This window comes from Tabrizicola sp. T46, from assembly GCF_057219895.1.
Genome location: NZ_JBXVVV010000001.1, coordinates 1,226,743 through 1,242,303, shown reverse-complemented (window position 1 = coordinate 1,242,303; position 15,561 = coordinate 1,226,743). Strand labels below are relative to the sequence as shown.

Below are 15,561 nucleotides of genomic sequence, written 5' to 3'. Positions count from 1 at the left end.
CATGGGCGCGCTTGAACTGAAAGGCATCACCAAGGCCTTCGGGCAGACCGAGGTGATCAAGGGCGTCGACCTGACCGTGAACGATGGCGAGTTCTGCGTTTTCGTCGGCCCATCGGGCTGCGGGAAATCCACGCTTTTGCGGATCATCGCTGGGCTGGAGGACGCGACGGGTGGCGATATCCTGCTGGACGGAAAGCGGGTGAACGACGTGGCCCCGGCGAAGCGCGAGCTGGCGATGGTGTTCCAGTCCTACGCGCTTTACCCGCACCTGACCGTGCGCGACAACATGGGGCTGGCGCTGAAACAGGCCGGCCAGCCGAAGGCCGAGATTACCGCCGCGACCGACAAGGCGGCGGCGATGCTGTCACTTGGCCCCCTGATGGAGCGCCGCCCGGCCGAGCTTTCCGGCGGCCAGCGCCAGCGTGTCGCCATCGGGCGGGCCATCGTGCGGACGCCGAAGCTGTTCCTCTTCGACGAACCGCTTTCCAACCTGGACGCCGCCTTGCGCGTGGCGACGCGGATCGAGATCGCCAAGCTGCACCGCGACCTGAAGGCGACGATGATCTATGTGACGCATGACCAGGTCGAGGCGATGACGCTGGCCGACCGGATCGTCGTCCTGCGCGCGGGCAAGGTCGAACAGGTCGGCAGCCCGATGGAGCTTTACAACAACCCGGCGAACACCTTTGTCGCGGGTTTCATCGGCAGTCCGCAGATGAACTTCCTTGATGCCGCCAGTCTAGGGCTTGCGCCCGGGCAGGCGGGGATCAGGCCCGAACACCTGTCGATCTCACGCGATGCGGGCGAGTTGCCGGCCGAAGTCAGCCATATCGAGAAGCTGGGCGGCGAAACGCTGGTCTATGCGCGCCACGACACGCATGGGCTGCTGACCGTCCGGCTGTTCGGCGAGCATGATTACAGCGTGTCGGAACGGGTTTTCCTGACCCCGCAACGCGAGCGCATGTTCCAGTTCGACCCCGAGGGGCAGCGCCGCTGATCAGCCCCGTGCGTCCGTCCAGGCCTTGATCAGCACAAGGGACGGGGTGCCTTCGAAAAGCGCGAGCAGAAGCGCGTCGCCCGACCTTGCGCAAAGAACGCCCTGACCTTCGATCAGGGCAGTTCCAAGAACTGCGCAGGCAGCCCCGCCCGGATCGCCTGTCATCAGGTCAAGCTGCCGGTGCAGCGAGTCCGTATCGTCGTCGAGGAAGCCCTGGAGGTGAGTAACCATTTCCTCGGGGCCTTCGGTTGCTCCGTCGTCGGGTCCGCCACGGAGAACCCATGCCATGAGCGTGGAGCCAAGGGACTGGGCGAAGCCGACGAGATTTCTGCCGGAGGGCTGGGCCTCGGGTTCCGGCTCGGCCGCTGGCGCGGGTGAGGCCGTGTCGTCGGGGGTTTGCCCACCAGTGGGATCGTTCAGCTCGACCAGCATGAGATCGGCCAGAAGCGCCACCGGCAGGCCGACGCTGACGCCTTCGCCCGCGACAGTGCGCGCAGAGATCGACAAGCGCAGGTCATGCCCCGGCACGGCGAGCGCCTGCACCAGCTTGATCACGTCGTCCTTGTGTTCGTCTTCCAGAACCTCGGCCGCAAGGCAGGCCTCGGCCCCCGGCAGGCCCCGCGCCTCGGTCACGCGCAGCACCCGACGTCCCGAGACCTCCAGCGTCAGGCTGACATCGCCGCCGCGGTCAAAGCGGAGAGCCCGGCCAAGGATGGTCTCGTTGAGTTCGCGCATCAGCGCGGTCGCAGGCGCCCTGCTGGTGCCGTCGGCGATCAGCCGGCCCCCGTCCGCCGCAAACACCGCCGGGGTCTGCAGGGCATTCAGGCGCGCGATGATCGGTATGGTTGCCTTGTTCAAGCCTTGTCCGTTCCTGGTTCCCGGGCAGCGGTCAGGCGCCGGAGATGCTGTCGAGCGTTTCCTGTAGCTTTTCGACGAAGCCGCCAAGATCAATGCCATGTCCGCAGATGCAGCACAACGCATCCGCTGGCTCTACCTCGGAGCGCAGGAAAACCCTGACGTCAGTCTCGCCCAGAATGACCGCCGCGCGCGGTTCGCTGAAGGCTTCGAGCGTCAGCGAGAACAGCGGATCGTCAAAGCTGCGCCGCGCTTCGCCACAGAGGTGTTCGAGGTATTCCTGGGTGACCATCTGGGTCCCCTGACTTGCAAGGATCATCTGCGACGAGAGATCGGCGAATGCGACGACACGGGCCTGCGGATAGGCCTTTACCACCGCAGCAAGGGTGTCGATCACGCCCAAGGCTTACTCCCGGTCAGTTGCTTTGCGATCGTCCGCCGGCCATCTTGTTGCCGGAGTCGAAGATCACGTCATCCGAAAAGGATACGACCGCCGGTCCGGCCTCGGCCGTTGGCCGTTCGGTCCTGAGCAATCTTTCTCCCGCAGCCACGCGGCGGGGCAGGACCTTGATCACCGGGGTGTTGCGGATCACCGTCAGGCGTTCGAATGAGCGGGCGATCAGGCTCTGGCCAACCTCGGCGGTATCGGAACTGTCGGGAGTGATCGCCGGCTGGTCCTCTTGCCCAGGTTCGGGCGCGCCTTCGTCGATCAGGCGGTGGATGATCTCGAACAGGGCATTGGTGAAAGCCTGCGCGCCGCTGTCGATCCACATCGCCTCATTGTCGCCGGCTTTCATGGCCTTGAGCAGCGACACGGGGAACACCTCGGCAAAAAGCCCGTCAACCTCTTGCGTGACGCGCTTGACGACCTTGGACTTGTCGGAATCGTTCAGGATCTTGTCGAAGCGGGTGATCAGAAGCAGGCTGTTGCGCCGCATTTCCTCGGGGAAGCTGTTCCAGACGCCGCTTTCCGACTGCCGCCAGGCCTGGGTCGCATGGGTGCACCACAGGACGCCGTCGGCCAGGTGGGCCATACGCTCCCAGACCTCGGGCGACATCGAGGGGTCAGAGATCCCGGGCATGTCGATCAGGTCGCAGTAGCGCAGGATGTCGCTTTTCATATGGATGCGGACATGTTCCGTCGTTTCCAGCGACACCTGTTCAAGATCGCGGAGGTCAAGGTCATAGGCGATGCCGTCCAGACCCATTGTGTAGGCGTCATCCGGGCCATATGACAGCCAGACAGGAGGCAACTGGGTGGCGGTAACCTTCTCCAGAAGCGGCCGAGCCCCCATCAGCACGTTGCACAGCGTGCTTTTTCCCGAACTGAACTCGCCCATGATGGCGATACGGGGTTTGCGGGTCATCGGCATAAGTTAGGTCCTTTCCTGCGCTGTCCGGGCCTATTCGGCATAGACCGCAAGTTCGTCCATGATCGACGCCAGGCATTCCTGGCGGTCTTCCCACGCGTTCACGCCGAAGAGCTCCTTCATCTCTTCCATCGAGATTTCCGAGCTGGCCAGCGCGCTCATCAGAAGCTCGCGCTGTTCCTGCAGGAAGTCGCGCAGGGTGGTTTGCGTGCGTTCGCGGAAAAGGCCGATCTGGATGGTCTTCAGGTCATTGATGATCGGGTCGGTTTCGGCCCGGATCAGCTTGTAGAAATCCTGCGCAAAGGCCTTGTAGCCGCGCCGGCGCTGCCACCAGCCCTTCCACCAGCTGACCTGGAGGTCAAGCGCGATGGTCTGGCCAAGGTTGATCGGCGGCGGGATGTAGCTGACGACCGGCGTCTCGATCTTGAAACCCTCGACCACGATCGAGAAGGTCTTGCCGTAAAGGTCGGCGATCTTGATCGCGGTCTCGTTGTTCACCTCGGCGGCGATGCCGTGCATCTTCTTCAGCACGACCTGATAGCTGGAGCTGAGAAGCATCCGCAGGCCAAGCGGGCTGTAGTGCCAGGTCGCGTCCTCACCGTTCGCCTGCAGGTGTTCGATCAGGCTGTTGGTCGCGCGTTCAAGGAAACGCTCGTAGCTTTGATCGATCCGGTTGGTGAAATCCTTGCAGACGTTGTTCGTGAGATGCGTCAGCTTTTCGACCGCGGCCGTCTCGATCTGGCGAAGTTCCGCATCCAGTTGCTGCGGCGTCATCGTCCGGTTCAGCTGGCCGTCAGATTCAAGAATACGGACCTGATCCACCACATCCAGCGACTGCGCGAGGTTCAGCGCCTGACGTGCGGACTTCTGCAGCGCCTCGTGCACCGGGCCTTCGTACATGCGCTGACCCAGCGCCTCGAGCAGCGCCGGGACGCCCGAGGCGTGCCAGACCAGCTGTTCGGCAGACCAGGCATTCATCTTGTCAGCGAAGGCGGCGCGGGTCCAGTTGATCGCCGACTCGGTCGAGTCGTCGGTCATGTCGTCGATCTTGCCTTCGAGGACGGCGTTCGCCCAATGGGCAGACCCGTAGATGATATCGATGTCCTGCGGCGCGTTGTTCTTTTCCAGCGTCTCCAGGATCGCGCGATGGATTTCGGGCACCTGGCTGGCCGGGTCGGGCAGTTCGTCGATCCGGTTGACGAAAATGATGATCTCGCGGCTTTGGCGATGCGCGATCAGGCGGATAAGCGCCATGTCCATCGTCGTCAGAGCCTGATGGGCAGAAAGCACGACGATACAGGACCGGCTGTCGCGCACGGCGTTGATCGTGATCTGCTCACGCATCATGAACGTGTCGTTCACGCCGGGCGTGTCGCGCACGCACATCATGATCGGGAAGTCCGACCGCTCGATGTAGAGGTCGGCCGACTTGGTGATATCGGTGAAGCGGCCCTGGTCGGCACCGCCAAGCTCTTCGTCGCCGACACAGACATAGCGGCGCAGAAGCGCATCATCGACCGTGCCGTAGCGGTGTTCGGTGCCGAGCAGCAGTTCGAACTTCCGGCCAAGGCGGGCTTGCGCCTTTTCGCGCATCTGCACGACCTGCAGGCGCAACTTCTCAAGCTCTTCATCCGCGCCGGCGCGGGCCGCAAGCTGGCCGATCCTGCCGCCGTTCGAGACCAGCTTGTCCCATTCGGCACTGTCAAAGAACTTGAACTTTGCGCGCACGTTCAGTTCAGGGCTGGGCGTGTTGATGTGCAGCGAGGTGACAACAGAAGTCCACGGATTCACATCCGTCGGGAGAAGACCCGGTTCGCCGATCATCGCGTTGATGAGGGACGTCTTGCCCGCCTTGATCTGCCCGATGACGGTGACCGAAGGTTCGACTTCGCGGACTTGCTGAAGGATGCGGGTCACCTTCTTCGAGGTGTCCCCATCGGACATGGTCACAAAATCGCGCAGCACGTCCTCGAACTGCTTGATCGAATCGGCAATGCGCCCGAGCCCGGGGAAGTTCCGCTTCAGCGCGGGTTCAGGAATGGACTGAACGGCCTGGCCGGTTTCGGCCGCCGGATCATCGTCCTGAATTATGGCACCAAGTCCCATGCTTACCCCTCAAAACGATGCCTCGAACCACTGTATGCCAGATACAAAGGCGCAAGTCCCCGCAATCATGACATAAGTTTGGAAAGTGGTCCGAATTGGGCAGGTTTCTGACGATTCTTCGGTCAATAATCGCATCACGCGGCGTGCAATGTTTCCAAATCACGGCGAATCTGCAAGAGCAAGGTCAGCGCATCGTCGGCGGGAGCGTGCCCCTTTTCCAACTGCATCAGCATGATGATGTCCTGAATTTCGCCAAGATCGGCAAGGATTCGCCTCAGGCCAGTTGATCTGGCAGGCCCCAGAAGGGCGATCACCTCGTCGACCGTCTCGCGGCTATGGTCCAGGATCATGTCGACCGGAACCTTTTCATCAGGATCGACTGCCTCAGCCAGACGGGCCGATCGCTCCATGATCTTCCGGATGGCGCTTTCGACAAGGTCCTGCTCAGCCGCGGATGCCGGGGCGGCGGCTTCGGCTGCAGCCGGCACGGCTGCCGGGAGAACACGCGCAATACGCGGACGCTCGCGTCGTTCGGTCCGCTGCGGTTCCCCGGCATCGTTCTGCGCCTGCGGGCGCTCGCGCTGCGGCAGGATGCGAGGCATTGCCAGTTCTTCGGGCGACGGAGACACCGGACGGGCAGGCTCCGCCGGGCGGGGGGCGGGCGCGCGGACCCGGGTAACGGGCTCGGTCGGTCGGGCGACACGCTCGGAGGTTCGCTGAGCCGGGCCTGGCGCAGGCGGCGGAACCGGCTTGCGCGATCCGAATAGTGAGGGGCGGGGTGCGCGCTCAGCACTCGCATCGGTTTCAACAGGTCTCAGCCGCTCGGCCCAGCGCGGCAAATCGTCTTCGACCGGGCCGCCGGCATCAGCCTCGGTGCCCTCTTCGGCACCCGTGTCTTCTTCCGGTTCCGGGTTGGGTTCTGGGACGTCTGCTGATGAGACGGGCTCGGGCTCGCGGCCCTCGGGTTCCGGGCTGGCAACCGATGCAAGCATGCGGGCCAGCGTTTCGTCATCTTCCTGCGGATCCGGTTCTTTTGCGACGGCCTGGCGCGGCCGCGGTTCCTGGCGACGCTCCGGCCTTGGGCTTTCGGGTTGCGGCATTTCCGGCGCTGGCGGCGCGGTCCGGGCCGCAGCCGTGTCAGCCTTGGATTTCCAGGTGGACCTCAAGGGAACGGTTGGCGCAACATCCGGCACCGGCATCTGCTTTATTCGGTCAGAGAAGCGCTTTCGTCCTTCCGCAAGTTGCGGCTCGGGATCAGGATCAGGCTGTCGGCTGAATGCGACAGAGCGAACGGGTTCCGGCTCAGGTTCTGGTTCGGGTTCTGCAGATGCCTGGGGTTCCGGCTCTGCGGCGGGCTCCGGTTCAGGTCCGGGTTCCGGGGCCGCTTCGGGCTCTGGCGTCGCCTCTATCGCGGGTGCCGCGGCTACAGGTTCAAGCGCCTCTGCGGCACCCCCCGCGGTGGTCGGCGTTTCCGGGGATGCCTCCGGCGGCGGTGTCCAGGCCGGTGCAGCCTCGGGAACATTAGGCTTGCCCTCGCCGGGTCCGGCGAACCGGCGAGCGACGATCCCGCCGGCTTCGACGTGCCGGGCGAGCAGAAGTTCAGCCATGTCCGTGTCGGCCCGGCGCGCAGCCTGCACCCGGCTCTTGATCGTGGTGATCACCGCTGCGGCACCGCTGTCACGGAAGAGGTCGCGGTTCACAGGTTCGCCCGGCGGCATCGCGGCGCGCGCCTGCTTGGCCGAAATCGCGAGAACCTGGCGGAACTCTTCCCCGGCCCGCGCCTCGACCCGTTCAAGCATTCCGTCGGCGGCTTCGCGACTGCCGAGGAGGTCAACCTTGGTCAGAAACAGGAACCCGTTGTCCTTGACGACATCGGGCATCCCTTCCCAGACCTGCTGTTCTTTCGGCAGGTAGGACGTCGAGCACCAGATCACGATGTCAGCCCGTTTGCTTGCCCAGATCGCAGCGCGGCGCTGTTCGGCCTCCATCGGTCCGGCGGACACTTCCAGGAGGCTGATCACCTTCAGTGACGGCAGATCCATTTCCACCGTCACAAGGGCGGGGTTCAGGGCGAGGACATCGTTCAGATCGCTTCCGGACACGGTCTCTGTCCGGCCATCCGGCAGAGTGCAGAGCATCCGGGGCTCGCTGCCATGCTGGACGATGATCGTCGGCAGCCGCAGCGTCTCGGGGACCACGACAGCCCCGGTCAGAAGGTTGAGGATGGCGGATTTTCCCGCCCCTGGAAGGCCAAGAAGCGCCACCCTGGCAGGCCGCTCAAGTCGCTCGATCAGTCGCTCAGCCGCCTCGGCGGGGCCGCCCGCGGGAAGCAGACCCCGGTCCAGTAGCTGGCCAAGCCGCTGCGCGACCGTCAGTTCTGCGTCCGGTTCTGCCATGGATTACTTTATGACGATCACGCGACGTGGCCGCAAGCGCGCGCGACTGAGATCCTCGACACCGGCAGTTTCCGGCGCCTGGGGCTCCTGCACGGCAACGACACGGCGGCTGGGGAGCACCGGCTCGCTGGGCGCGGCGTCTTCTGCAGCGGGTTCTTCGCGCGGTTCGGCCCAGCGATAGGGCGCGGGGCGTTCAGTCTGCTTTGCCGCGGCAGGCACCGGAACAAGAGCCGCCGGGGCCTGAAGCGGCGCCGGCGCCGGCGTGTTCATGGGGATAAGCTGCGGGTCTACGACGACGGTGGTGAGGCGCTTGGGCCGTGCGATGGCGACCGAGGGGCGGGGCGGGCGGGTTTCCTTCGGCCGCACGCTTGCGTCGTTCACCTTGATGATGGTGAAGCTGATGTTGTCCTGGTCGGGATCGTCGAGCTTCTGCAGCTCTTCCAGCAGCCGCTCGGCGATCTCGGTCGAGCGCTTCTTCGAGTAGCGCCGCACCACCCATTCGATCTCTTCGTTGGTCAGGAACTGCAGCCCGTCCGACGAGCAGATCACGATGTCACCCGCCTTCAGCTCCACCGGCTTCACCGGGCAGTCCACCTTCGGGATCCGCGTCCCCATCAAGACCGAGATCAGGCAGTTCCGGTCCGGGTGGTTCGCCCCGGTCTCGGCATCCATCAGCCCCGACTTCACCATGAAGTCGATCTGCGGCGCCATCGAATGGTCCTCGTTCAGCTGCACAAGCTTGCCGCCGCGATACAGGAACAGCGGGCTGTCCCCGACCGAAATCCACCACAGCCGGTTCTCGATCAGGCAGGGCACCACCAGCGTCGCCCCCATGCCTTCGGTCTCGGGGTGCGACCGCGTGTGCTGGCGCAGCGTGTCATTCGCCAGGTTCGCCACCCCGCGCAGGATCTCGGGCGCCTTCGTCTCGAAGGCCTCGACATCGGCAAAGTGGAACTTGAGTTCCGAATAGACCTCGGTCAGCACGATCTTCGAGGCGACATCGCCCGCCGCATGACCGCCCATCCCGTCCGCGAGCACCACGAACCCCGCCTCGGCCCCCACCGGGAAATCGGCGGTGATCGCGTCCTCCTGATAGTCCCGTGCGCCCTGGCTTATCCCCGAGGCGACATCATAGCGCGGCTCACGCGATCGCCACATCATGGCCATCCCCCCCCGCGTCTGAGGCCGACCAGTTGAACGACGGCGTGCACAGAACCTTCAGCAGAAGCGTCGTCTCGCCGATCTGGATCTCGTCCCCGTCGCGCATCACCTCGACCGACAGAAGGGGCTTGCCGTTCAGCCGCACCAGGTTCGACTTGCCGCCATGCCCGATGTGAAACTGATGCGTGCCTGCGTCATAGGCGATCGCCGCATGGTTCTGACGGCTGATCGCCATGTCGCCGAAATCCAGCGCAACCGTCTGGTCCGACCCCCGGCCAATCTGCGATACGCCCTGCGACAAAGCGAAGGCGGCACCCCGTCCGGCACCTTCCTTCACGATCAGCCAGCCAGTCGGGAACTGGACGACACTGGCCTTGTCGCCACTGTCGGCGAGCCCATCCATCCTGCCTTCGTCGAACAACGGCACGACTGCGGCAGGCTGCGGCTCGAATCCAAGGACCCGGGTCTTCGTACGGGTCGACCGACGGCGCGGACTTGCCTCGGCGCCCGGCGCAGATTGAGGCGCCGTGGCGAGAAGATCGCCGCTTGGATCCTCAAGATCCCAGATGTTCTTTGCAGGTTGCGGCCCGTCCTTGGCAACCGTGGCGCTGTTCGGCGTCTGCGTCAGAACCTCGGGCGAGCTGTCGGACAACTTCGGAAAGCGACCGGCCGCCGGCCCGTCACCCGACGCAACCGTGCTTATCGCCGCCTTGGTGGCAACGATCTTTTCTGCTTCGGACCCGCGAAACGCCGCACTCTTGCGACGTCCCTTCGGCTTTCGGCGAAAAAGCCAATCGAAGAACCGCATTCCGCCCCACTCCCTCTCCGCTCTGACCTGCGGAGCAATATCTCACGCCTTTGAGAACCGACCCACGCCTTTCGGGGCGGTTTCGGTAGTCCGACCTCAACCTGGGCCTTGTCCGGTGCACGTCCGGATCATTTATGGGCACCGGGTCCTGGCCATTCAAGCCTTCGGGTCCGGGCTGCCCTTTTCAGGTCGGCCACACTGACAACAATAGTGACAACTTTGGCTAAAACATGATGCCAATTCGGTCATTTCGCGGTCCGGACGCCTTGAATCCGTTCACAAAACGCGTTCTACCACAAAATCCACAAGTTCAAGAAGCATTTCGCGCACAGGATGCGCGGGCAGGTTGTCAAGGGCATGACGCGCCTTTCCGGCCCAGGCCAAAGACTCCTGCCGGGCAGCCGCGATTGCCTCATGTCGAGACAGAATCGCCAGCGCCTCGCCCAGATCACCCTCGCGCTGGTCACCCTTTTCGATCACGCGCTCCCAGAAGGCCCGCTCGGCCGGCGTCGCCTTTGCGACTGCCTTGATCACCGGAAGGGTCAACTTGCGTTCGCGGAAGTCGTCTCCGGTGTTCTTGCCGATCACGACATCCTGGCCGCCGTAGTCAAGGATATCGTCGACGATCTGGAAGGCGATCCCAAGCGCATCGCCATAATCGAACAGCGCACGCACCTTAGCCTCGGGCGCACCGGCAATCACGGCGCCGACTTCTGTCGCGGCCGAGAAGAGAGCGGCCGTCTTGCCGCGGATCACCTGGAGATAGACGGCCTCGGTCGTGCCCAGGTCCTGCGCCGCGGTCAGCTGCAGAACCTCTCCCTCGGCTATCGTCGCGCTGGCATTGGCCAGGATATCGAGGACCCTAAGATTGCCGGTCTCGACCATCAGCTGGAAGCTGCGGGAAAAGAGGTAGTCCCCGACAAGGACCGAGGACTTGTTGTCCCACAAGAGGTTGGCGGTCGGTCGCCCGCGCCTGCGGTGGCTTTCATCCACGACATCGTCATGCAGTAGCGTGGCTGTGTGGATGAATTCAACCGTTGCGGCAAGCTTGACGTGGTCCGACCCGCCGTAGCCCAGCATTCGTGCCGCTGCCAGCGTCAGCAGCGGACGTAGCCGCTTGCCTCCGGCCTCGACCAGGTGCGCCGTGACCTCCGGGATCCGGGGTGCATGCCGGCTGGCCATCCGCTCGCGGATCAGGGCGTTCACTTGCGCCATGTCTTCGGCCAGCCAGTCGGCCAGCCGGTCCTGCGGTGCCTTCGCCTTTGCCTCGCCTGCCCCGTCCATGTCCTGCCCTTGCCCCCGCACCATTGGCGAGGTTAACTCTTTCGGATGAAGGAACTTCTGCGAACGAACGACCCTACCTTGATCGCCTTCGCCACCCACCTTCTGACGGGCGAGGGTATACCCACCTTTCCTCTCGACGTCCACATGAGCATCCTTGACGGCAGCATCGGAATCCTCCCGCAGCGACTGATGGTCGCGGACCGTGATCATTTCCGCGCGGTCGCCATCCTGCGCGACAACGACATCCTTCCCAAAGACTGATGTTCGCCCCGGACGAGCTTTCGGATGACAAGTTCCTGTGCGGCAGGCTGCGGCTTCTTCAGCCGCTAAAGGGCTATCGGGCGGCGACCGACCCTGTCCTTCTGGCCGCCGCCTGCCCGGCCAGGCCCGGGGACAGCGTGCTTGATCTGGGCTGCGGAGCGGGTGCCGCAGCGCTGTGCCTTGGGCTTCGGGTGCCGGGCCTGGTTCTGAAAGGCCTTGAGCTGCAGCCCGCCTACGCCGAACTTGCGCGCCAGAACGCCGGCCGCAACCGGATTGCGCTTGAGGTGCACGAGGGGGACCTGACCCGGATGCCCAAGGCGTTGCGTCACGACTTCGATCACGTGATCGCCAACCCGCCCTACTATCCGGCGGGCGGCAGCCCTTCACCCGACGCGGGGCGCGCCAAGGCGATGCAGGTGCAGACCCCGCTGGCCGATTGGGTGGCCGCCGCAGCCCGCCGCTTGCGTCCCGGTGGCTGGCTGACGCTTGTCTGCCTTGCCGATGGCCTCCCGGAAGTGTTGTCGACCACGGGAAATAAGCTTGGATCGGTCGAGTTGCTGCCCCTTGCACCGCGCAGCGGCAAACCAGCGCTGCGGGTGCTGCTGCGGGCGCGAAAGGGCGGACGCGCGCCCTTCCGGCTTCTCGCCCCCCTCGTCATCCACCGCGGGGCAAGCCATGACGGCGACCGCGAGAGCTATACCCCGGAAGCCAACGCCGTGTTGCGTGACGGCGCCGACCTTCTGGCACGGTTCAGCTAATGCGATGCATTCCGTGGTCACATCACCGTAACAAGAGGTGACACGACTCGGGTTTCGTGCTGCACTCCTCCTATGGGTAGCTTTGACAGGAGGACAGCCATGACGGTCGCTTCGCATCTGGTGGAACTGCGCAAGAAGCACGAAACCCTCTCCGAACAGGTGGAACAGGCCCAGCGCAATCCAGGTTCGGATGCCCTGAAGATCGCCGAGATGAAGAAGCAGAAACTGCGGCTGAAGGAAGAGATCACCCGTCTCAGCCACTAGCGTCGTTTGCGCTGGCCCGCGCGGCCAGCGCTGCCCCGCCTGCGATCAGAACCGCCGCCAGGGCGACGTTCCATGTCGGCTGGGCCAATCCAGCCGCGATCAATGCCAGCGTCGACAATAGCGGAGCGGCGTAGGACGCGACGCCAAGCATCTGGATGTTGCCACGCTTCATCCCGATGTCCCAGGTGAAGAAGGCCGCACCGACCGGTCCGAGTCCAAGAAGGATCAGCGCAGCCCAGCCAGTGGGTGCGTCTGGCCAGACGGTTTCCTCCAGCGCCAGATGCGCCGCGAATGACAGCACCGCCGTCGCAAGGCAGAAGACTGTAACGCTCTCGGTCGGCACCGTGCCGAGCCTGCGCGACAGGACCGAATAGCCGGCCCAGACAAGCGCGCAGAGGAAGGCAAGCCCCATCCCCGCCAATGAACCGGCACCCCCATCGGCGCGCCCCAGCACGATCAGACCGGCCCCGGCAAAGGCAATCAGCGCCCCCACTACATGCGCGGGCCGCAGCCGTTCGCCTGGCAGAAACCCTGAGAAAAGCACGATGAAGAGCGGCCAGAGGTAGGCGATCAGCCCGGTCTCGGCCGTTGGCGAAAGCCGGAAGGCGCTGAAGTAAAGCACGTGATAGCCGAAAAGGCCGGCCGTGCCGAAAGCATAGACCTTCCAGCCGACGTTCCGCAGAACGCCGAGGCCAGATCTCGCGGTCCATGCCAGCCCGATCAGCCCACCGATGGCAAAGCAGACGGCATTCAGCTGCAAAGGCGGCACGGGTGCGCTGGCGATGGTCAGAAGCGCCAGCAGTGACCACATCAGCACGGCGGTGAAGCCGATCAGCGTTGCCTGCGACCGTGTCATTTCCTTCCCAAGATCGCGGCTTGCCCGAACCCCGGCGCCACTTCCATGATTCGTCCCGTTTATGGCAGGGGACACAGGTTCGGACGAGGGGTTACCGCAAGAAACCGATGCCTGACAGCGCGAAACCTTGGCAGGAACTCCTCATTCAGAACCCCGCGGGCATTGGCGATCTGGTAAGCGGAGTGTCCCGGGTTGAGATTGACCTCGTTCAGCAAAGGTCCCCGTTCCGAGATCAGGATGTCGGACCCGATGATGCCCCGGTCCCCGATCGCGCTGTGCCCCCGGATGGCCATGTCCAGGGCCTCGGCGAAATGCGGCACGGATGATCCCGCGACCATCGCACCCGTCACGGGGAACCGTTCAAGGTCCGTTCCACCAAGCTGGCGGCGATCCTGCAGGCGCAGGATGCGCCCGCTTTGGGTGTCTACCGCCGCGTACCCCCCCAAGGGGCCAGCGAAGGTGTCGACCATCGCATTCGCCGCCGGGGCTTTGGCCCCTGCATACAGCACCTCCGGCCCGTCTCCGGCATCTAGGGTCACCACGCGCAATGTCCCGATCACCGGCCCGATCAGCGCCTTGAGGGCCGGATGCGGACGCACAAGCTCTTGAAACAGGTACCCGTTGGCAAAATCCGTCCAGATCTCTTCGGCAAGATCGTTCAGCCTTACGACGGCACCGGACCCAAGCCTGATGTGATCGTCGTCCGCAAGCGCCTCGAACGAAGCTGCACCAAGGCCGGCGCGACCCCAGACAGGCTTGCCAAAGCAGGGCAGGACGTCCGCTTCGCAGAGATACGCCCTGATTGCCTCGGGACCATCGAGCCAGCGATGGCCGCCCATCGGCTGGGTGTTGGTTGCGACAGCCCGGATAACCGGTTGCGACAGGCCCGCCTCCGCACAGATGGATGCCGCCAGCAGCTTGTTGTCGGTGCGGTGTCGTTCACTGTCCGAAAGCGGCGGCGTCAGGGCCTGGTTCAGCGCAACGACGGCGGGTGTGCTGAGGAATGACAGCCGCTCGGACCAGGTCAATCCAGGCTGCCAGGCCCCCAGAAGAAAGTAGTCGTCATGGGTCAGACAGCCCTGTCCGCGTGACAGACGCAGCATCTCCAGCCCGATGCGAAGAACCGATGTCTTGCGCTTCTTGGCAACATAGCGCGCGGCACCGGATGTATCGACCCTGCGTCCCTCCGGTTCATGCGACAAGATCTTCGGCACAACCAACCTCTCTTCGGCAACCGGGCAACACACGCATCCCTATCCTGCAGCCGCTTCGCTTTGTCATGCAACCCGCCACGGAAGCGGAAACGCACGCGTCGGGCGATGACAGCCGGCCTCGGCCAAGGCCGCAGTCAGGAATGGCGCGATGTCCGGATTCCAAAGTCCGCGGGCCTGGGTCTTCTGGTAGAATGACATTCCCGGACGGCTGTTCAGCTCGACGATTGCCGGGCCGTCCCGTGCCATGCCGAAATCGCCGCCCAGGATCGGCTGGTCGGGAAATGCCTCATGCACAGCGATGGCAAGGGCCTTGACCGCTTCCCAATCCGGCACCTCCCGCCCGGGCAGCAGTGCATCGGTGACGGGGTTTCGATCAAGCGAGTGCCCGCCAAGGCGACCGGGGTCCTGCACCCGGATGACCTTTCCGGACAAGGGATCCACGCTTGCCTCGATGCTGCTAAGCGACGCCGGACCGTCAACCATAGCGCCCTTGCCCGGCCACTTCACACCGCCATAAAGCACGGAAACCCGGCTCTGCACCCGCAGCGTCACGATCCTGGCAGTGGCAAGGACCGGGCCGGTCAGCGGTACGATCAGCGGATTTGGCAACAGCATGTCCTGGAAGACATAGCCGCTGGCGTAATGGGTGAAGACGTCTTCGACGAACTTTGCAGAAGACACGTTGCGGCCGTCACCAAGGACCAGTCGTCCGACTTCCGGCCGGCCCACGATCGAGACGGCACCAAGGCTCATCGACCCGGCGAAGGGCTTGCCGAAGACCGGCAGCTCGGCTTCATGATCAAGGAACGTCTTCAGTGCCGCCTTGGTCTGAAGTACCGGGTAGGGCAGCGGTCCCCTCGGCGGACCGGCAAAGGCCTGCATCCGGGGAATCCGGAAGCCAAGGCTGCGAAGGACAAGGTCGCAAAGGACCTTGTCCAGAAAAACACCGGCAAAGCGAAGTCCCTTGGCGCCAAGCTCGGCGCTGATCTTGAAGCCCAGCTCGTCGCCGATGAACATGTCGCGTTCTGCGTTGGTCAGTTCCGCGCGATGCGCACCGTGCAGGAAGTATTCCTGCGGGGTCAGCTGCTGGCGGCCATGCTGTCGCCGCCAGAGTTCAACGCCGAGACGAAAGGTCGAAAGCCCCCGGGCGGCTGCGGCGACCTGCACGGCGCGGCGCAGGTCGAAGGACCGCTCCGGCAGTCTTGTGACCAGTACCGGTTCTTCGGCCATG

Annotated in this window: 15 protein-coding genes; 4 read left to right on the top strand and 11 right to left on the bottom strand. The window is 64.3% G+C overall.

The window, feature by feature from the left end; genetic code table 11:
* The first annotated feature begins 1 nt into the window (after position 1).
* Positions 2-997: an ABC transporter ATP-binding protein gene (locus AC2D9V_RS06120; protein WP_484713138.1), complete on the top strand. Its 996-nt coding sequence runs from the start codon at positions 2-4 to the stop codon at positions 995-997.
* Here AC2D9V_RS06120 and AC2D9V_RS06115 read toward each other — a convergent pair whose 3' ends face one another.
* From AC2D9V_RS06115 to AC2D9V_RS06080, 8 genes are all read right to left on the bottom strand, one after another.
* On the bottom strand, positions 998-1,855 hold the full coding sequence (locus AC2D9V_RS06115) for a hypothetical protein (protein WP_484713137.1): 858 nt from the start codon (positions 1,853-1,855) through the stop codon (positions 998-1,000).
* 31 nt (positions 1,856-1,886) lie between these two features.
* On the bottom strand, positions 1,887-2,255 hold the full coding sequence (locus tag AC2D9V_RS06110) for a hypothetical protein (RefSeq protein ID WP_484713136.1): 369 nt from the start codon (positions 2,253-2,255) through the stop codon (positions 1,887-1,889).
* Positions 2,256-2,268: 13 nt separating this feature from the next.
* The gene (locus AC2D9V_RS06105) at positions 2,269-3,219 is read right to left on the bottom strand and encodes a dynamin family protein (protein WP_484713135.1); all 951 of its coding nucleotides are present in this window, start codon (positions 3,217-3,219) and stop codon (positions 2,269-2,271) included.
* 36 nt (positions 3,220-3,255) lie between these two features.
* Entirely contained in the window at positions 3,256-5,328 is a 2,073-nt protein-coding gene (locus AC2D9V_RS06100) for a dynamin family protein (RefSeq protein WP_484713134.1), read from the bottom strand.
* A gap of 134 nt (positions 5,329-5,462) precedes the next feature.
* Positions 5,463-7,724, bottom strand: a complete 2,262-nt coding sequence (locus AC2D9V_RS06095) for a hypothetical protein (RefSeq protein ID WP_484713133.1) — start codon at positions 7,722-7,724, stop codon at positions 5,463-5,465.
* Positions 7,725-7,727: 3 nt separating this feature from the next.
* Positions 7,728-8,882, bottom strand: a complete 1,155-nt coding sequence (locus tag AC2D9V_RS06090; protein WP_484713132.1) for a PP2C family protein-serine/threonine phosphatase — start codon at positions 8,880-8,882, stop codon at positions 7,728-7,730.
* Positions 8,866-9,693, bottom strand: coding sequence for an FHA domain-containing protein (locus AC2D9V_RS06085; RefSeq protein WP_484713131.1), 828 nt, complete (start codon positions 9,691-9,693; stop codon positions 8,866-8,868). The genes AC2D9V_RS06090 and AC2D9V_RS06085 overlap by 17 nt, the downstream gene beginning before the upstream one ends.
* Before the next feature lie 276 nt (positions 9,694-9,969).
* Positions 9,970-10,977 (bottom strand): polyprenyl synthetase family protein, encoded by a 1,008-nt coding sequence (locus AC2D9V_RS06080; RefSeq protein ID WP_484713130.1) that lies wholly within the window; start codon positions 10,975-10,977, stop codon positions 9,970-9,972.
* A 45-nt stretch (positions 10,978-11,022) separates the two neighbouring features.
* Here AC2D9V_RS06080 and AC2D9V_RS06075 point away from each other — a divergent pair, with 45 nt between their 5' ends.
* From AC2D9V_RS06075 to AC2D9V_RS06065, 3 genes are all read left to right on the top strand, one after another.
* Positions 11,023-11,238 (top strand): putative signal transducing protein, encoded by a 216-nt coding sequence (locus AC2D9V_RS06075; RefSeq protein ID WP_484713129.1) that lies wholly within the window; start codon positions 11,023-11,025, stop codon positions 11,236-11,238.
* Complete coding sequence (locus AC2D9V_RS06070; RefSeq protein WP_484713128.1) at positions 11,238-11,996, top strand: tRNA1(Val) (adenine(37)-N6)-methyltransferase; 759 nt, start codon at positions 11,238-11,240, stop codon at positions 11,994-11,996. The genes AC2D9V_RS06075 and AC2D9V_RS06070 overlap by 1 nt, the downstream gene beginning before the upstream one ends.
* 99 nt (positions 11,997-12,095) lie before the next feature.
* Positions 12,096-12,260, top strand: coding sequence for a YdcH family protein (locus tag AC2D9V_RS06065; protein WP_484713127.1), 165 nt, complete (start codon positions 12,096-12,098; stop codon positions 12,258-12,260).
* Here the strand turns inward: AC2D9V_RS06065 and yddG are convergent.
* The 3 genes from yddG to AC2D9V_RS06050 all read right to left on the bottom strand — a co-directional run bounded on the left by yddG (position 12,250) and on the right by AC2D9V_RS06050 (position 15,560).
* A complete protein-coding gene (gene yddG, locus AC2D9V_RS06060) occupies positions 12,250-13,116 on the bottom strand; it encodes an aromatic amino acid exporter YddG (protein WP_484713126.1) in 867 nt (288 codons plus the stop codon). The genes AC2D9V_RS06065 and yddG overlap by 11 nt on opposite strands.
* A gap of 59 nt (positions 13,117-13,175) precedes the next feature.
* Positions 13,176-14,318 (bottom strand): sugar-transfer associated ATP-grasp domain-containing protein, encoded by a 1,143-nt coding sequence (locus tag AC2D9V_RS06055; protein ID WP_484713125.1) that lies wholly within the window; start codon positions 14,316-14,318, stop codon positions 13,176-13,178.
* A 75-nt stretch (positions 14,319-14,393) separates the two neighbouring features.
* Positions 14,394-15,560 carry a sugar-transfer associated ATP-grasp domain-containing protein gene (locus AC2D9V_RS06050; protein ID WP_484713124.1) on the bottom strand — a complete coding sequence of 389 codons (1,167 nt, stop codon included), beginning with the start codon at positions 15,558-15,560 and terminating at the stop codon, positions 14,394-14,396.
* Position 15,561 lies beyond the last annotated feature (1 nt).

Excerpts from the sequence above, each read along its gene's own strand:
- AC2D9V_RS06120 (WP_484713138.1), top strand. The coding sequence starts at position 2 with ATGGGCGCGCTTGAACTGAAAGGCATCACCAAGGCCTTCGGGCAGACC.
- AC2D9V_RS06105 (WP_484713135.1), bottom strand. The coding sequence starts at position 3,219 with ATGACCCGCAAACCCCGTATCGCCATCATGGGCGAGTTCAGTTCGGGA.
- AC2D9V_RS06100 (WP_484713134.1), bottom strand. The coding sequence starts at position 5,328 with ATGGGACTTGGTGCCATAATTCAGGACGATGATCCGGCGGCCGAAACC.
- AC2D9V_RS06095 (WP_484713133.1), bottom strand. The coding sequence starts at position 7,724 with ATGGCAGAACCGGACGCAGAACTGACGGTCGCGCAGCGGCTTGGCCAG.
- AC2D9V_RS06090 (WP_484713132.1), bottom strand. The coding sequence starts at position 8,882 with ATGTGGCGATCGCGTGAGCCGCGCTATGATGTCGCCTCGGGGATAAGC.
- AC2D9V_RS06085 (WP_484713131.1), bottom strand. The coding sequence starts at position 9,693 with ATGCGGTTCTTCGATTGGCTTTTTCGCCGAAAGCCGAAGGGACGTCGC.
- AC2D9V_RS06080 (WP_484713130.1), bottom strand. The coding sequence starts at position 10,977 with ATGGACGGGGCAGGCGAGGCAAAGGCGAAGGCACCGCAGGACCGGCTG.
- AC2D9V_RS06075 (WP_484713129.1), top strand. The coding sequence starts at position 11,023 with ATGAAGGAACTTCTGCGAACGAACGACCCTACCTTGATCGCCTTCGCC.
- AC2D9V_RS06070 (WP_484713128.1), top strand. The coding sequence starts at position 11,238 with ATGTTCGCCCCGGACGAGCTTTCGGATGACAAGTTCCTGTGCGGCAGG.
- AC2D9V_RS06065 (WP_484713127.1), top strand. The coding sequence starts at position 12,096 with ATGACGGTCGCTTCGCATCTGGTGGAACTGCGCAAGAAGCACGAAACC.
- yddG (WP_484713126.1), bottom strand. The coding sequence starts at position 13,116 with ATGACACGGTCGCAGGCAACGCTGATCGGCTTCACCGCCGTGCTGATG.
- AC2D9V_RS06050 (WP_484713124.1), bottom strand. The coding sequence starts at position 15,560 with ATGGCCGAAGAACCGGTACTGGTCACAAGACTGCCGGAGCGGTCCTTC.